General features: G+C 55.6%; 17 protein-coding genes. 11 read left to right on the top strand and 6 right to left on the bottom strand.

What is annotated here, in order from left to right:
- Window positions 1–58: 58 nt before the first annotated feature.
- The 4 genes from AC6T8Q_RS02130 (at window position 59) to AC6T8Q_RS02115 (ending at window position 3,776) form a co-directional block, all read left to right on the top strand.
- Window positions 59–517 (top strand): hypothetical protein, encoded by a 459-nt coding sequence (locus AC6T8Q_RS02130; protein WP_500677522.1) that lies wholly within the window; start codon window positions 59–61, stop codon window positions 515–517.
- Window positions 518–732: 215 nt separating this feature from the next.
- Window positions 733–2,118: a cytochrome c peroxidase gene (locus tag AC6T8Q_RS02125; RefSeq protein WP_500677521.1), complete on the top strand. Its 1,386-nt coding sequence runs from the start codon at window positions 733–735 to the stop codon at window positions 2,116–2,118.
- An 82-nt stretch (window positions 2,119–2,200) separates the two neighbouring features.
- Complete coding sequence (locus AC6T8Q_RS02120; protein ID WP_500677520.1) at window positions 2,201–2,401, top strand: hypothetical protein; 201 nt, start codon at window positions 2,201–2,203, stop codon at window positions 2,399–2,401.
- A 10-nt stretch (window positions 2,402–2,411) separates the two neighbouring features.
- Window positions 2,412–3,776 (top strand): MFS transporter, encoded by a 1,365-nt coding sequence (locus tag AC6T8Q_RS02115; protein WP_500677519.1) that lies wholly within the window; start codon window positions 2,412–2,414, stop codon window positions 3,774–3,776.
- Window positions 3,777–3,848: 72 nt separating this feature from the next.
- Here the strand turns inward: AC6T8Q_RS02115 and AC6T8Q_RS02110 are convergent, their stop codons facing one another.
- Window positions 3,849–4,442: an HAD family hydrolase gene (locus AC6T8Q_RS02110; RefSeq protein ID WP_500677518.1), complete on the bottom strand. Its 594-nt coding sequence runs from the start codon at window positions 4,440–4,442 to the stop codon at window positions 3,849–3,851.
- Window positions 4,443–4,582: 140 nt separating this feature from the next.
- On the opposite strand from AC6T8Q_RS02110, the gene AC6T8Q_RS02105 reads away from it, so the two are divergent.
- Together AC6T8Q_RS02105 and AC6T8Q_RS02100 are read left to right on the top strand one after the other, a co-directional pair.
- Window positions 4,583–5,167 carry a transglutaminase-like domain-containing protein gene (locus AC6T8Q_RS02105; RefSeq protein ID WP_500677517.1) on the top strand — a complete coding sequence of 195 codons (585 nt, stop codon included), beginning with the start codon at window positions 4,583–4,585 and terminating at the stop codon, window positions 5,165–5,167.
- Window positions 5,168–5,262: 95 nt separating this feature from the next.
- Window positions 5,263–6,534: an MFS transporter gene (locus AC6T8Q_RS02100; protein WP_500677516.1), complete on the top strand. Its 1,272-nt coding sequence runs from the start codon at window positions 5,263–5,265 to the stop codon at window positions 6,532–6,534.
- Window positions 6,535–6,614: 80 nt separating this feature from the next.
- Here AC6T8Q_RS02100 and ilvC read toward each other — a convergent pair whose 3' ends face one another.
- Complete coding sequence (ilvC, locus tag AC6T8Q_RS02095) at window positions 6,615–7,619, bottom strand: ketol-acid reductoisomerase (protein ID WP_496920797.1); 1,005 nt, start codon at window positions 7,617–7,619, stop codon at window positions 6,615–6,617.
- Window positions 7,620–7,803: 184 nt separating this feature from the next.
- Window positions 7,804–8,340 (bottom strand): acetolactate synthase small subunit, encoded by a 537-nt coding sequence (gene ilvN, locus AC6T8Q_RS02090; RefSeq protein WP_496920796.1) that lies wholly within the window; start codon window positions 8,338–8,340, stop codon window positions 7,804–7,806.
- A gap of 174 nt (window positions 8,341–8,514) precedes the next feature.
- On the opposite strand from ilvN, the gene uvrA reads away from it, so the two are divergent.
- Window positions 8,515–11,511 (top strand): excinuclease ABC subunit UvrA, encoded by a 2,997-nt coding sequence (gene uvrA / locus AC6T8Q_RS02085; protein ID WP_500677515.1) that lies wholly within the window; start codon window positions 8,515–8,517, stop codon window positions 11,509–11,511.
- Between the two features lie 10 nt (window positions 11,512–11,521).
- Here uvrA and AC6T8Q_RS02080 read toward each other — a convergent pair whose 3' ends face one another.
- The 3 genes from AC6T8Q_RS02080 to AC6T8Q_RS02070 form a co-directional block, all read right to left on the bottom strand.
- The gene (locus AC6T8Q_RS02080; RefSeq protein ID WP_500677514.1) at window positions 11,522–11,830 is read right to left on the bottom strand and encodes a type II toxin-antitoxin system RelE/ParE family toxin; all 309 of its coding nucleotides are present in this window, start codon (window positions 11,828–11,830) and stop codon (window positions 11,522–11,524) included.
- 3 nt (window positions 11,831–11,833) lie between these two features.
- The gene (locus AC6T8Q_RS02075; protein WP_500677513.1) at window positions 11,834–12,088 is read right to left on the bottom strand and encodes a hypothetical protein; all 255 of its coding nucleotides are present in this window, start codon (window positions 12,086–12,088) and stop codon (window positions 11,834–11,836) included.
- A gap of 79 nt (window positions 12,089–12,167) precedes the next feature.
- Window positions 12,168–12,896 carry a PEP-CTERM sorting domain-containing protein gene (locus tag AC6T8Q_RS02070; RefSeq protein ID WP_500677512.1) on the bottom strand — a complete coding sequence of 243 codons (729 nt, stop codon included), beginning with the start codon at window positions 12,894–12,896 and terminating at the stop codon, window positions 12,168–12,170.
- 213 nt (window positions 12,897–13,109) lie between these two features.
- Here AC6T8Q_RS02070 and AC6T8Q_RS02065 point away from each other — a divergent pair, with 213 nt between their 5' ends.
- From AC6T8Q_RS02065 to AC6T8Q_RS02050, 4 genes are read left to right on the top strand one after another with little or no spacing between them, the layout of a single operon-like run.
- Window positions 13,110–14,342: an LL-diaminopimelate aminotransferase gene (locus tag AC6T8Q_RS02065; RefSeq protein ID WP_500677511.1), complete on the top strand. Its 1,233-nt coding sequence runs from the start codon at window positions 13,110–13,112 to the stop codon at window positions 14,340–14,342.
- A 42-nt stretch (window positions 14,343–14,384) separates the two neighbouring features.
- A complete protein-coding gene (locus tag AC6T8Q_RS02060; RefSeq protein ID WP_500677510.1) occupies window positions 14,385–14,639 on the top strand; it encodes a hypothetical protein in 255 nt (84 codons plus the stop codon).
- Between the two features lie 5 nt (window positions 14,640–14,644).
- Complete coding sequence (locus tag AC6T8Q_RS02055; RefSeq protein ID WP_500677509.1) at window positions 14,645–14,965, top strand: helix-turn-helix domain-containing protein; 321 nt, start codon at window positions 14,645–14,647, stop codon at window positions 14,963–14,965.
- Window positions 14,966–15,016: 51 nt separating this feature from the next.
- On the top strand, window positions 15,017–16,312 hold the full coding sequence (locus AC6T8Q_RS02050; RefSeq protein WP_500677508.1) for a pectate lyase: 1,296 nt from the start codon (window positions 15,017–15,019) through the stop codon (window positions 16,310–16,312).
- The last annotated feature ends 107 nt before the right edge of the window (window positions 16,313–16,419 follow it).

The raw sequence follows: 16,419 nt of genomic DNA, 5'->3' as shown, positions 1-16,419 counted from the left end.
GCAGCACTCGCACACGAACGGATCCCCGAAACGAAAATTCCTCGGGGAATCGAGCCCAGTGAAGCTGGCACAAGCATTGCAATCTTTCTGCTGGATTAAAGTCTTTCCAGTCAGAAAGGTGAGGTGCATGATGAATGCCCATGTGTTCAAGCAACCTGCGACGCTTCCCCGCTTGTTCAGTTGGGCCGCTCAGGTCTGTGGAATAGTGCTATTTGTCGGATGGGTTGTTTTGGTAGTTGATGAGCAGTTCCGCAATCATTTCGATATGCCCGTGGCGAACGCATTCCTACAGGGCAGCGCGATGGTCGGTGTTTTCGTCGGCTACCTGTTAAGCCGGAAATATGCCGTACCGGGAAGCATTCTGGCCCTGGTGGGGACGGGCTGCTTCTTTGCAATTTCGTATCTGACCACCGGCGTTTGGCCTCAATTGAGCGCCTTGTGGTTTGCGGTTCCAGCCGTGCTGACGCTGGCAGCTTTTGAATTGACGCAAAAATTGCGGCGGAAACACGCTGCGTAAGCAGTTCAGATGGTGCGGAAAGTAGCATCTTTCCGCACCGGTCTTCGGAACTTTGCCACGAGGACGGTGTTTGAGCATCAGTCCGCTTTCGTTGCACCGACCGCGAAGGGGGTTTATTATACCAGAACGGCGAAATCCGGGCCGCGTCCGGGGAGTAGCTTCATTCAGTCACTCGAGTAGATAGCTGATTGGTAATGACTTTTAAGGGACAGAGCATGCTCGAGTTTTGTCGTTGCACAGTTTTCACACTCTGCTGTGTTGCTGTCGTTTCAACTGCCAGCAAGTGTTGGGCGGTACCTGGCGTGCCTGTCCTGCCCACGACCCCCGCCGATTACGTGGGCTACGCGGTCACCAATATTCCAGCCTACTGGAAAACGGGTGGCATACTCGCGCGGAATAACACGCCCGACGACAATCCCATCACCAATGCCGGTGCGGCCCTGGGGCGCGCACTGTTTTATGACAATCGTTTGTCACACGACGACGGCACAAGTTGCGCATCATGCCACCGGCAGGAAAACGACTTTTCCGATCCCAATCAGTTCAGCGAAGGTTTTGACGGCGAAGTGACCCCACGCCATTCGATCGGCTTGTCGAACAATGCCTACTATTCTCGAGGCAAGTATTTCTGGGACGAACGCGCCGCAACGCTCGAAGCGCAAGTTCTGCAACCGATCCAAAACGCCGTTGAGATGGGTAGCACCTTGGCCGAGGTCAGGGGGAAACTTGCCGCAACGAGTTTCTATCCCCAGCTTTTCCAGCAAGCCTTCGGCACACCCGATATCACTGACGAACGGATTTCCAAGGCGATGAGCCAATTCGTTCGTTCGATGGTTTCGTATCAATCCAAATTCGACCAAGCCGTCGCGGCCAGCCCCAATCCGAATTTTCCAGACTACGCGGCGGTCTTTACGGAACAAGAACAACTGGGTGCCGAGATTTTCCATCGCAATAGTTCGTGCAGTGCTTGCCATGCCAGCAATCTGCAAGTGGCGAACAATACACACAACATCGGACTCGATCTGACAAACGAAGAGGACGCCGGTGCAGGCAACGGCAAATTCAAAACTCCTTCGCTGCGTAACGCTGCCGTGAGGAATGGCTTCATGCACGATGGTCGTTTCACGACGCTCGAAGAAGTCGTCGAATTTTATGTCTCCGGCATCCAAGCCAACCCGTTCCTTGACACACGGTTGGTTGCGGCCCAAAACTTCGGCACATTTAATCTGACCACCGAAGAGAAGGCCGCGCTTGTCGCGTTCTTGAATACACTCACCGATAACACATTTCTCACGAGCGAACTGTTCAGCGACCCGTTCGTTTACGTGCCGGGGGATTTTGACGGTAACGGCGAAGTCGACGCGGCGGACCTCGCGATCTGGCAGTCCTCATTGGGTGTCGATGAACTGGGCGATGCCGACAACGACGGCGATACCGATGGGCGTGACTTCCTCACGTGGCAGCGCAATATAGGCCTGACCTGGGAGGATTTCGTCGGGCTATCGGCGACTTCCACGGTGCCCGAGCCTTCGTCGATCTTGTTACTCAGCATCGCGGTCACAACAGGTTTGTTGAGACGAAACCGCCGCCTAAAATATTAGACGGCTAGCTTGATTTCTCCCGTGGCGTGATAATTGCGATGCATCAGCACATCACGTCATATCAAATACGCGGGAGATTCGCATGTCTGTTGATCCCATGGCCAAGTCTAAGGCCGATTTGGCTGCCACAATCGACCATATCAGCTTGCCCGATTCGCCCGTGGGGATCGACGCACAATACACCCATGCGATTATCATCACGTATTTGCAGCAGATATCGGCACGGCTCGATGTGCTGGAAGAACGCTTGAACAAGTGCGATTCTCTGGCAGCCAACCAGTGAGCCGCCAGCCATGAGTTCTTCCCCAGCCACGCCCGAAGCGGAAGCGGCCAAGCATCCGCTCAGTCCGTCGAAATTGTCGTACATGTGGCGGGCGCTCGCGCATCGTAATTTTCGGCTGTTTTTTTACGGGCAAAGCATCTCGTTAATCGGCACATGGATGACCCGCATCGCGACGGGTTGGTTGGTCTATCGGCTCACGGGCTCCGCATTTTTGCTGGGCGTGGTGGGCTTTGCCGGACAGTTTCCCTCGTTTGTGTTGGCCCCATTTGCCGGCGTCTTTATCGACCGCTGGAATCGGCACCGCCTGTTAATCGTCACGCAAGTCTTCGCCATGTTGCAGTCCTTAGCCATGGCCGTGCTGACACTGGGGGGTTGGATCACGATCTGGCAAGTCTTGGCCCTGAGTGTGTTGCAGGGGCTGATCAATGCCTTCGATATGCCGACACGCCAGGCATTGCTTGGTGAGTTGATCGACAATAAAGAAGATTTGTCGAACGCGATCGCACTGAACTCTTCGATGGTCAACGGCGCTCGACTCTTAGGGCCGTCGATCGGTGGCATTATCATCGCTGCGGCAGGCGAAGGCTGGTGCTTTATGGTCGATGCGGTGAGTTTCATTCCGGTGCTCGGTTCGCTGCTATTGATGAAAGTCATACCGCGCTTGCGCGATCGTTCACGCGAGAAACATATCCTGCTGGAACTACGCGAAGGCTGGAGTTATGTTTCGCAGTCCCGCACGATCCGTAGCATTTTGCTGCTGCTCGCCCTCGTAAGTTTGGTCGGCATGCCGTACACGGTGTTGATGCCGGTGATGGCCGAAAAGGTTCTCGGCGGCGGAGCGAACACTCTGGGGCTGATGATGGCGGCGACGGGCGTAGGCGCGCTGATTGGGGCCTTGTTCCTTGCTGCGCGTAAGACAGTGCTGGGCTTAGGGAAATACATCCCCATGGCCGCCGGGGTTTTTGGCACGGGATTGGTGTTGTTTGCGCTGTCGCGATCGCTATGGCTCTCGCTTCCCCTGTTGGTGATCACGGGATTCGGATTTATCAACCAACTTGCCGTGAGCAACACGCTACTGCAAACCCTTGTCGACGAAGACAAGCGTGGCCGCGTGATGAGTTTTTATGTGATGGCGTTCATGGGAACCGCCCCGTTTGGCAGCTTACTCGCCGGCACGGTGGCCGAGCGTTGGGGGGCCCCTACCACGCTGTTTGTCGGGGGAATCGGCTGCATCCTGGGGGCGCTATGGTTTTTTCGATTGTTGCCAGAACTGCGGGAAGAGATTCGCCCGATCTACCGCAAAAAAGGAATTTTGCCCGAGATCGCCTCCGGCCTTCAAGAAGCGACCGAATTGCGCGTGCCGCCGGAGTCGTAGAATCGTGCTCTGTAGCTGAGGTCTATGACCTCGGTCTTCAACATCCGGCCTCACAGAGGCCAGCCACAGAAATCAGCTTGCTCGAGCTTTCAGAACCAATCGCACGTCGGTAAAACTCATCCCCGCGCGTTGTGCGGAAACGATGCCCGGATCACCATCTTCAAAAACGTGACACTTATCGGCAGGGACTTTCAGCCGCCGTGCCGCTTCGAGAAACACATCCGGCGCGGGCTTGGGCGCCACCGGATCGCTGGCCGTGATAATCACGGGAAACAAATCGATCGCGTCGATCGTTTCGAGAATCGCGTGAACCATATCTTTGGTGCCGCCCGAAACCACCGCCATCGACAGTTTTCCGAAATGTGCGTGCGCCGTGGCCAGCACTTCTTCGACCGGTTTGGTCAGATGAATCTGTGCTGCGAAGCGAGCTTCTTTATCGGCGGTGATTTCGTCACCATCCAGCTCGACACTCCACAGTTTGTTGATTTCCACTACAATGCCATGCGTGGGCACCCCGGCATGCTCGTCGATAAACGACCGCGGGCAATCAATGTTGTGCGCGAGTAGCGTATCCCGCCACGCGGCGTAGTGAAGGGTCATCGTGTCGGCGAGCGTGCCGTCGCAATCAAACAACAGCGCGGCAGTTCCAGGCGGGATTGGTAACATAGTGAGGCGGGAGTTGAGGGTGGGATTTTGTAGCAGCTTTCCCCGCCATTCTAGCCGCTCACGGTCGGTGGTGTGAACCCGATGACCGTATGCATAGTCCGTGAAGGAGTGTTATTTCGCCCTGTTTTTGAGCAGTATCTATGTCCGTAGAACCATTTTTAACGTCCACCGCGATTATTGATTGGCAGACACCTGCGGTTCGTGAATTGGCTGCAAAATTGGCCGCGGAAGGTGCGACTCCAATAGGCCTCGCCAAACGCACGTTTGAATGGGTTCGCGATGAGATCAAACATAGTTGCGATTACCGCCTCAATCCGGTGACCTGCCGGGCCTCCGACGTGTTGGCCGCGGGCACTGGCTACTGCTATGCCAAAAGCCATCTGCTCGCAGCCCTCTTGCGAACCAACGGCATTCCGACGGGCTTGTGCTATCAGCGATTAAGCGTAGATGGTATTGGACCGCCCTTCTGTTTACACGGATTGAATGCGGTCTTGCTTCCCGAGATGGGTTGGTATCGCATCGACGCCCGCGGCAATCGGGCCGACATTAGCGCCGAATTCACACCACCTCTCGAGCGATTGGCATTCCCGATACATATTGCCGGTGAATACGATTTGCCGCAGATTTATGCCGAACCGCTGAGCGTAGTGGTGAATGCTTTGCAGAGGCACCAAACCTGGGATGCGGTGCTGGCCAACCTGCCCGACGACCCATCTGCGGAATGAACCCCCCTTGCGGAATGAACCTACTTTCTTGGGGCTGGGTCCACGTAACAATAAGTGGGGAACGAGAAAGCAAGTTACAAGCAGCGAGGTAGAGCATGTCGGCGGAGTCAGCCACGGTCGAAGCGAATTCCAATTCCGCAATAGAACAATCAACGGTCATCACCGTGCTCGCGGCACTGAGTTTCTCGCATCTTCTTAACGACATCATGCAGTCGCTGCTTCCGGCGATTTATCCGCTGTTGAAATCTCAGTATTCGCTCAGTTTTTTTCAAATCGGTTTGATCACGTTCGTGTTTCAATGCACGGCCTCGCTCCTTCAGCCGGTGGTGGGCATCTTGACCGACCGTCGGCCTTGGGCGTTTTCGCTCTTGTTCGGGACGATGTTCACGTTGACGGGGCTCTTAGGCTTGGCCGCATCGACAAGCTTTGCCGGCATCTTGGTCTCCGCGGCATTTGTGGGGATCGGTTCTTCGATCTTTCATCCTGAAGCGTCTCGTGTCGCTCGCTTAGCATCCGGTGGCCGTTATGGATTTGCTCAATCCTTGTTTCAAGTGGGTGGCAATACCGGCACGGCCATCGGTCCGCTGATCGCGGCGTTTATCGTCATGCCGCGCGGTCAAGGGAGCATCGCCTGGTTGTCGTTGGGGGCATTGTTGGCGGCTGGGCTCTTGATGTACGTCGGGCGCTGGTATCAACGCCATCTTGTGAGTTATCACGCGAAGTCTCGCTCCACGGCGGGTGCGAAATCCGCTGGCCTCTCCCCGTCGCGCGTGCGGATGTCGATTGCGATTCTGCTAGCCCTCGTGTTCTCTAAGTACATCTATTTGGCGAGCCTCACGAGTTATTACACGTTTTATTTGCTGCATCGTTTTCACGTGTCGGTGACGGATGCCCAAATGTATCTGTTCGTGTTTTTGGGAGCCGTTGCCGCGGGCACGCTCGGCGGCGGACCTGTTGGTGACAAGCTCGGCTTCAAGACCGTGATCTGGGCGTCGATCCTCGGCGTGTTGCCATTCACGCTTATTTTGCCGTATGTGAATCTCAATTGGACCGTCGTGCTTACGGTCCCGATTGGTCTAATTTTGGCCTCTGCCTTCTCGGCGATTATTGTTTACGCCCAAGAATTGATCCCCAGTCGCGTGGGCTTAGTGGCCGGCATGTTCTTCGGCTTCGCATTCGGCATGGCCGGAATCGGTGCTGCGGTACTCGGCAAGTTGGCCGATCGTTACGGCATCGAAACCGTTTACCAAGTGGTTGCCTTTTTGCCGTTGATGGGACTTCTTGCCTACTTCTTACCCAACATGGACCGCAAACACGCCCGCGAAGATGTTCAGGCCCATTTGGCATCGCCCGAACTCGATGCGTGAGAGAAAAGATTGCATCAACGAAAAACGCCCGGGGAGTGCCATCCCTGGGCGTTGAATTTTAGTCGTTATTCTGTCGCGGATTAAACTTCCTTCTCTTGAATCCACGACATCATCTTCCGCAATTCCTTGCCGACTTGCTCGACGGGATGATTCCGCTCCCGACGGCGAACTGCCTTGAAGGAAGGGGCCCCGGCCTTGTTCTCGAGAATCCACTGGCGGGCAAAATCGCCGTTCTGAATCTCAGTGAGGATCTTCTTCATTTCCTTCTTCGTCTCTTCGGTCACAATCCGCGGTCCGCGGGTGTAGTCGCCATACTCGGCGGTGTTCGAGACGCTGTAACGCATGTAGTTGAGACCACCCTGATAGAACAGGTCGACGATCAACTTCAATTCGTGCATGCATTCGAAGTAGGCCATCTCGGGTTGGTAGCCGGCTTCGACCAAGGTTTCAAAACCAGCCTTTACCAAGGCAGCAGCACCACCGCACAGCACGGCTTGTTCGCCGAAGAGGTCGGTTTCGGTTTCTTCGGCAATCGAGGTGCGGATCACACCGCCGCGGGTGCCGCCGATGCCTTTGGCATAAGCCATACCAACCTTGAAAGTTTCTTCGCTGGCTCCGTCGCCGAGCGCGATCAAACAAGGGACGCCGCCGCCGGCCACGAATTCGCTGCGAACCAAATGGCCAGGGCCTTTAGGAGCCACCAGCAAGAGATCAACTCCCTTGGGAGCAACTACTTGGCCGAAATGGACGTTAAAGCCGTGCGAACACATGAGGATATTGCCCGGCTTGAGATTGTCGCGAATCTCGGCCTTGTAAGTATCGCCCTGCACTTCATCGGGCAGCAAGATGTTCACGACGTCGGCTTGCTTAGTCGCATCCGCCGCGGACATCGGCTCGAAGCCATGGCTCTTGGCGAGGTCGTAGTTCGCACCGCCAGGGCGCTGGCCGACGATGACTTTCACGCCGCTGTCACGTAGGTTTTGAGCGTGGGCATGGCCTTGTGAGCCGTAGCCGATGATCGCGACCGTCTTGCCCGTCAGGGCTTTCATGTCGGCATCTTTGTCATAGTAAATCGTAGCGGCCATGAGATTTGCTCCCGTCTGTGTTAGCTTCTGACTCCCGGAATATCACGCAGAGGCGCAAAGGCCGCTGAGAAATGTGAGATGCAATCCGGAGTAAATAAAAGTGTTTTGTAAATTTGTAGATTGAAAGGGATATGTTTTTCTCACGCTCTGCGAACTCCGCGCCTCTGCGTGAATAATTCTTCAACTATTTTGCGACGGCCTCGGAGTCGACCGCATGGATCGAACCGTGCTCGGTAGGTCCATCGGCCAAGCCGCGCACCATGGCGATCCGTCCCGTGCGTACCAGTTCGACAATCCCGAAGGGACGCATCAGCTCGACGAAGGCTTGAATCTTCTTTTCCTGTCCCGAGATCTCAACGATGACTTGATTGGGGGCCACGTCGACGATCCGGCCGCGAAAGATTTGGCACAGTTCGCCAATTTCGGTCCGCTTGTTTTCATCAGCGCGAACCTTGAGCAGCATCAAATCGCGTTCGACGAATTCCTTGGAACTGATGTCGTCGACGCGCACGACGGTCACGATCTTCTCGAGTTGCTTGCGGACTTGTTCCAGCAGCGAATCGTCGCCGACGACGACAAACGTCATCCGCGAGAGTTGAGGGTCTTCGGTCTCCCCGACGGCCAGGCTGTCGATGTTGTAGCCCCGCGAGGAAAACATCCCCGCCACGTGGGCCAACACCCCCGGCACGTTCTGCACCAAAGCAGAAAGAACATGACGCATAGTGATCGACTCCGGAATGTAACGAAACCTTCGATGATAATCGGCCCAGGGGCCCGGAACAAGCCTTGCCGCTAAGCCGCTAGCGACCGCTAGTCGGCCTGGCGGTACGGGAAATCTCGGGTTATTTGGTTGTTCCCGGTTCCGCGAAGTGCTAGGCTAAACGGTTTTCCCACTGTGTATTTACGACCACAGGGGAAGCTATTCCCTGTCACGCAAGCCGCGACCCCAGCGGATTGGTCCTTTTGGGCGCCGATGTCGACGACCGCGATACCTCCCCACGCTGATGTTTCCACCAACGCTGCGGCTGCCGAGCAGGCGGACATGATCCGCATTCGTGGGGCCCGCACGCACAATCTGCAAAATATCGACCTCGATATTCCGCAGCATCAGCTCGTGGTCATTACTGGACTCAGCGGGTCGGGCAAAAGTTCGCTCGCATTCGATACGCTCTTGGCCGAGGGACAGCGGCAATACATCGAAAGCCTGTCGGTTTATGCCCGGCAATTTTTCGATCAAATGCAACGCCCCGACGTCGACGTGATCGAAGGCTTGCAGCCGACGATTGCCATCAATCAACAAGCGGCCAGCACAAATCCCCGCAGCACCGTAGCGACCGTCACCGAAATCTACGATTTCTTGCGCGTGTTGATGGCTCGCGCGGGTCAAGTTTGTTGCCCTGACTGCGGCACGCCGATCTCACAGCAAACACCGACCGAGATTCAGCAACACATCCTGGGCTATCCCGAGCAAACCAAAGTAATGATCCTCGCACCGATGGTACGTGGTCGTCTGGGCAAGCATCAAGAAGTTTTGGATCGCATCCGCCGCGAAGGTTTTGTCCGCGTGCGGATCGACGGCCAAACTTACGAACTCGATCAAGTCCCCGAACTCAAAGCGCGGCAGCATCACAACATCGAGGCCGTGGTCGACCGCGTAATCATTCGCGAAGGGATTGAAAACCGTCTCGCTGAATCGGTTCGCTTGGCCATCAAACATGGCGAAGGGGCACTCCGAATTTCGGTGCTCACTCCCGATGCCAAAGCTAAGCTCAACGGCAACGAGTCCAATGGCGGGGCGTCCAATGGCACAGCGTCCAACGGCAATGGCAACGAATTCTGGGAAGAACGCGTTTTCAGCACCTTTTATGCTTGCCCCGACTGCAAGCGAAATTTGGCCGAGGTCGAGCCGCGCACTTTTAGTTTCAATAGTCCTTACGGCGCCTGCCGCACATGCGATGGCCTCGCGACTCGTGAGGGCTTTGATGCGGATTTCGTGGTGCCCGATTTGGCGTTGACCTTGGCGACCGGCGCAATCGCACCTTGGCGAGGAACGGGCGGGTCAAGCAAGGAAGAACAAGAAAAACTGCTCGGCAGTTTTGTTAGCAAAGCCAAAGTCAGTTTCGAAACTCCGCTCGCCGATTGGCCTGAAGAAACGCGGCGGCAATTGCTGCACGGCGACGGCGGGAAGTTTGTCGGCGTGCTCGCCCTGCTCGAAAAAGAGTTCACCGATGCGAAGCGGGAAAGCTCGCGCGAACGATTGGCCATGTTTCGCGCGCAAGTCGTGTGCAGCGATTGCGGTGGTTCACGGTTGCAGCCCGAAGGACGTGCCTGCCGTTTGGGTGGCAAAGCGATTCATGAAATTACGGCCCTGCCGATTGATGCCGCGTTCACGTTTTTTCAAGAACTCAAATTTCCTCCGCAGCAACAGCCTATTGGTGAACCGCTGGTCGCGGAAATTCTGAAACGGCTCAAATTTCTCAAACAGGTCGGCGTGGAGTATATCGCGCTCGACCGTGCGGCCGACACGCTAAGCGGCGGTGAAATGCAGCGGGTTCGACTGGCCACGGGGATCGGCTCGGGGCTGGTGGGCGTGCTTTACATTCTCGACGAACCGTCGATTGGCCTGCATCCGCGCGATAACGATTTGCTGTTGGAATCGTTACGAGAGTTGCAGCAGCTCGGCAACAGCGTGCTGGTTGTCGAGCATGATGAAACCGTCATGCGGACCGCTGATTGGCTTATCGACATGGGCCCCGGGGCCGGTGATCGTGGCGGCTTGGTCGTCTCGCAAGGGACGCCCGCCGAAGTGATGGCCGACGAAAATTCGCTCACGGGGAACTATCTTTCCGGGCGGATGCAAATCGAAATCCCCGCCCAACGCCGCCGCGTGGCCAAAACGCGGATGTTGGAACTCGAAGGGGCGAGCGTTCACAATCTGCAGAATATCAACGTGGAATTTCCGCTCGGCACATTCACCTGCGTCTCCGGCGTGAGCGGTTCGGGCAAGAGTTCGCTCGTGGTCGATACGCTCGTTCCCGCGCTAGCACGCAAACTTAATGGCGCGAGCGCCAAACCAGGGCCGTACAAAGCACTGCGTGGGGTGAGCAAGCTCGAACGGTTGATTCACGTCGATCAATCCCCCATCGGCCGAACGCCGCGTTCTAACCCCGCGACCTACACGGGCGTGTTTGATGAAATTCGTCGCGTGTTTATCGGCACCAAGCACGCCAAGCAACTCGGCTACAAGTTGGGGCGCTTTAGTTTCAACACCAAGGGGGGCCGCTGCGAAGAATGCCAGGGCCAAGGTGTGCAGCGGATCGAAATGCGATTTCTGCCTGACTTGTTTGTGAAATGCCCCGTCTGTCACGGCCGGCAATTCAATCGTCAAACACTCGCCGTCCGCTATCGCGAAAAATCGATCGCCGACGTGTTAGCGATGAGCATCGACGAAGCCGCGCTCTTTTTCGAGAACCATCCCGCGATTCATCGCATGCTCACAAGCTTGGTCGACGTGGGACTCGGCTATCTGACCGTGGGGCAGCGGTCGACGACGCTTTCGGGCGGCGAAGCCCAGCGGATCAAGCTCGCCGCCGAGTTGGGCCGACCCGCCCCGGGCAAGACGATGTACGTGCTCGACGAACCAACCACCGGTTTGCACACCGACGATATCAAGCGGCTGCTCGGCGTGTTGCAGCAACTTGTTGAGTTGGGCCACACCGTGCTGGTGATCGAGCACAATCTCGACGTAATCAAAGCCGCCGACTGGGTGATCGATCTTGGTCCCGAAGGGGGCGCGGGAGGCGGGCAATTGATCGTCGCCGGCACGCCCGAAGACGTGGCCCAATGCGAAGCCAGCCACACGGGGCGCTATCTGCGGCAGGTGCTGAAATAATTGGAAGCAGCTACTTAGACTGTTCACCAAACTGCTGCGGAAGGTCTCTGACACTGTCAATGATTCGCATGATTTCGATGCCTTGTGCGCACGGTTGATAGAAGATTAACCACCGTTTGAACTGAAAGTAGAGCCAGTTTTCCGGAGCCGCCGCGTGCTGATGGCCTGCCGCTAGGCCTTGAGCGTGTTTTTCGATGAGTTCGAGCATCTGCTCGGCGATACGTCGAGCAGTGAGCGGCCTGCCATCCGAAATGCGGATGTAATAGAGTACCTGTTCAAATTCCGTTGTCGCCTGCGGTGTCCAGACGACGTCACCCATTATTCACAGCCCTTGTTGAGCGACCCGTTGCTCGACTCGCTCTAGCAATTCCTCAATACAGATTGGCTTGGACAAGCCCTGGAGACTCTGTTTGTTGGCGATGTCGTTCAATTCTTGAAAACGACGGAGTTTCTGTTGTGACTCGCGAAATTTTTGGACGCTCTCTTCGGGAGACAATGTAGGTACTTCGCTTGTACGCAATTCACTTAAAAATGCGTAGAAGGAATCAAAGTCATTGGCATGAAGCTGCGTATCCATGCTAAAAGTATAGCCGTTCTTTGAAAGCAAGTCAAAAACTCGCCGCCGGCGCAAGGGCCGGGCGGCGCATCAACTCAGTCTAACGCCGCCGCAGAGAAGCAAGCGCAAGCATGCCACCGCTCAGAAGCAGAAGGCTCGTGGGTTCAGGAATGCCGACGTACCGCACTGTGGTAAAAACCGTGGCCGGAGAAGCGTTAACAGGATTCGGTACGAGATAAACATTCGCCGCCGTTGAGTCGGGGCCGCTTGTATACCACGCGGGAATATCCCCAGCGTCGAATGATCCTGTGGCCATAGGAACACCACCCGAGAAAGATCCAAGATCGGGATTACCTCCGAATACGATTAGATTGGGATCATCGAAATAGGATGAAGGATACGTTCCTCCTATCACACCAACATCGATAGTCGGGCTGAATGGAAGATCTGCTTCAACAATTTCGAGAAACAAACCGCCTGGGTTCGACGAATCTTCGATTTCGAAACCTGCAGGCGTGAGAAAGCCAGTTGCTGGGTTAAAGTTTAAAGAAGTTTGATTGAGAGCCAACACTGCACCAGCAATGCCGTATTCATCTGCCTTAGCGACAACCGTCCAAGTACCGCCCGATCCAAAGTCAGCTGGATCGTTAAACTCCAGGTTAAGACTAAACCAAGCATTCGCAGCCCAGAGTTGGCTGCCTCCCAGAAGGCTGCACAAGAGTGCAGCAAAAACAAATCGTTGACGAATCATGAGCGGACTCCTTAAAAGAAAATAAGAAATGAAAACAATGCCCCGCAACAACTGGCCGCGAAATAAATGTGTTGTCACGAGTAATGGAAAATAACTCGGATGAACCTATCTCATTTCAAATGGTGTGTCAAACTTTTTCTTGGTTTCTTTGCATTATGAAGCATGCAAGTTTGGGTGATGCTCAATTTGTGAAGCCGAAATAGCCCAGTTTCTCGCTGGTTGTTCCGAATAAAAACTTGCGGTATCCTAGCGAGTTTCCCATATAACCTGCCACGCAACAGTCAAATTCTTATGTCCGATCCCTATTTCCAAACTCTGTTTGCCGACCGCATTGGTGGTGCCCAATATGGTAAAGGCACTGCCATCTATAAGTTCGAGAAGATCAAACGCGCCAAGCGCCAAGCTCTCGCCGAGCATCCCGAGCGTAAGCTGCTCGACTTCGGCATTGGGGAGAACGACGGCGTGGCCGATGAAGTCGTCTTGCGCAAAATGGCCGAGGAAATCGGCAAGCCTGAGAATCGTGGCTACGCCGACAACGGCATCGGGAAATACAAGGAAGCCGTCGCGCGCTTCATGCAACGGCAATATGGCGCGACGCTTGATGCCGCCACCGAGATCAATCACTGCATAGGCTCGAAGACGGCGCTAGCGATCTTGCCGGCCGTGTTTATCAATCCGGGCGATGTGACGCTCATGACCGTGCCAGGCTATCCGGTCGCTGGCACGCACACGGCTTATTATGGTGGTGAAGTTCATAAATTGCCGCTATTGGCCGAGAACAATTTCTTGCCCAACCTGGCGGGGATTCCAGCCGACATCAAGAAGCGGGCGAAGCTGTTGGTGCTCTGCTATCCCAACAGCCCCACGGGCAAGACGGCGACCCGCGAGTTTTACGAATCGGTGATCCGTTTCGCTAAAGAGAATGACATCGTCGTGGTGCAGGACGCCGCGCATGCGCTGCTTTCCTTCGATCAAAAGCCCAACAGCTTCCTCGCCGTGCCTGGGGCGAAGGAAGTAGGCGTCGAAGTCCATTCGATGTCCAAAGGCTTCGACATGATCGGCTGGCGGCTCGGCTGGGTGTGCGGCAACGAGCGCATCGTCCGCGCCTTTGCCGACGTGAAAGACAATTGCGACTCCGGCCAATTCATCGCCATCCAAAAGGCCGCCGCAGCCGCGTTGGACGATGCTTCGATCCCCGCGCGAATTCACGCCAAGTACAAACGGCGGATGGAAAAGTTGGTGGCCACGCTCCAGCGCTGCGGCTTCAAGTGCAGCATGCCGGGAGGAACTTATTTTCTCTACACGCCGTCGCCAAAAGGTTTGGATGGTGGCCCCACATTTGAGAATGCAGAGGCTGCTAGCCAGTACCTGATCAAAGAACAATCGATCTGCACCGTGCCCTGGGACGACGCCGGTGCGTTTTTGCGTTTCAGCATCACCTACGAAGCTGCCGACGAGGCCGCTGAAGACGTTCTGATGGCGGAAACGGAAGCCCGGCTCAAGAACATTAAGCCTGTGTTTTGACCTTTCCGTTTCTGGTGCTATCATTTATGAAGGCGCTCTCCCATGCCGATCATCGACATCCTTTGGGATTTGCCTGATGATCCGGACGGCAATGTGCAGCACATCGCCGAGCATGGATTGGTGCCCGCGGATGTTGAATTCGTTGTGCAGCATCCGCTCAAGAGAAGCCAAAGCCGCTCGTCGGGCTTGCCGTTAGTGTCGGGACGATTGACGAGCGGCGAGCAAGTCGTCGTGGTTTATCAAATGCTTGATGAATTGACGATGTATCCGGTGACGGCTTATTGCGTGGAGGAGTAGTCGAAATGGCGAAAAAGACTTATCAAAGCGTGACGCGCAACCGTAAGCTGACGCCGGCGGAATCCGCTCGACTGAAAAGCCTACGAAAAAAAGTTGAGAAGGAGATTCCGCCCGCCAAGGCTGATCCGATGAAGGTGACAATTGCCAAACTCAGAGCTTTGCGAGAGTCCAAAGGACTGAGCCTCGGACAGCTTTCCGAACTCACGGGCATGACGCGCGGGAATATCGCTCGGCTGGAATCTCAAAAGAATGCCACGCTTAAAACTCTCGAGCGATATGCAGCTGGCCTGGGGTGTGAGCTGGAAATAAGCGTCGTCGCCAAGTAAGCTGCTTCTAGCTTTTCTTTCAGTCTTATCTTTTGCGCTCAAGGGTGGTTCATGAAGTTTCTTCTAGCCCTAGCATTCATGCTATTAGCAGCATTGCCGGCAATTGCCGATAAGCAACCGACCCCCGCCTTCCCCGGTGCCGAAGGTTTCGGCGCTAACGCGCAAGGTGGCCGCGGCGGCAAAGTGATTTTCGTTGAGAATCTGAACGACTCTGGCCCCGGGAGTTTCCGCGCGGCCTTGGAGACTCGCGGGCCTCGCTACATTCTGTTCAAAGTCGCGGGCGTTATCGAACTCGAAAAACCCTTGGAATGCCGCCGGCCGTATTGCACGATCGCGGGACAATCGGCCCCCGGCGACGGAATCTGCCTCAAGAATTACAACTTCACGGTTCGTACGAACGACGTCGTGGTTCGACACCTGCGTTTTCGTCCCGGCGATGAACCCGCGGCAGCTCTGCGCGAAAAAGGCAAATCGTTTGAACCCGATGCCGTCACGATCAGCGCCCCTTCGCGGAATGTGATTCTCGACCATTGCTCGGCCAGTTGGTCGACTGATGAAACCTGCACCGTGTCGGGCGAAGGAATCACCGGTGTCACCGTCCAGTGGTGCATCATTTCCGAGTCGCTCAACAAAGGGGCCCATCACAAAGGGGACCATGGTTTCGGCTCATTGATCCGCACCAACGGCGACGTGAGCTTTCATCACAATCTGTATGCCCATCATCGCACTCGCTGCCCCCGCCCTGGCACGTATGGCGATGGGAGCTTGTTGTTCGATTTTCGCAACAACGTCATCTACGACGGCAACGGCTATTCGGCCGAGGATCCCGTGCGGATGAATTACGTCGGCAACTACCTCCGCAAGCTCAATGGCCCGGCGTTTAAAGTCGGCGGTGATACAACCGAAATGTATCAGCAAGGCAATTTCCAAGAAGATGCCGGCGCGAAGAACGACGATTTCTGGCAACTCGTCAAAAGTGTGCAGCCACGGAACAAACGCAACGAACCGTTTGAAGTGGCAACCGTGGAAACGCAACCCGCCGAAGCGGCTTACGAAGCTGTGCTCGATTCCGCCGGCGCGATTTTGCCAAAGCGCGATGCCATCGATGCCCGTATCGTGAAACAAGTTCGCACCGGCACGGGGGGATTGATCAACTCACAGGCGGACGTGGGAGGCTGGCCACCCTACCACTCGGCTGCTCCTGCCAAGGATTCCGACAACGACGGCATGCCCGACGCTTGGGAAAAAGAGCATGGTTTGAATCCCCAAAAGGACGACCATCTGGGCGATCCCGACGGCGATGGGTATCCGAACCTAGAAGAGTTTCTCAGCAGCATCGAGCCGTGAGAACATGTTGATCTATCATTTCCTCTTGGTACGTTGTCCATGACGGTCAAACGGATGCCATTGAAACAGTTGCTTGTAATTTATACCTAATTGAAGCATGCATTCTT

It is taken from the genome of Bythopirellula sp. (genome assembly GCF_041737835.1).
Taxonomy (GTDB): domain Bacteria; phylum Planctomycetota; class Planctomycetia; order Pirellulales; family Lacipirellulaceae; genus Bythopirellula.
The sequence above is the reverse complement of the archived record's forward strand: the minus strand, read 5'-3'. Positions and strand labels throughout refer to the sequence as shown.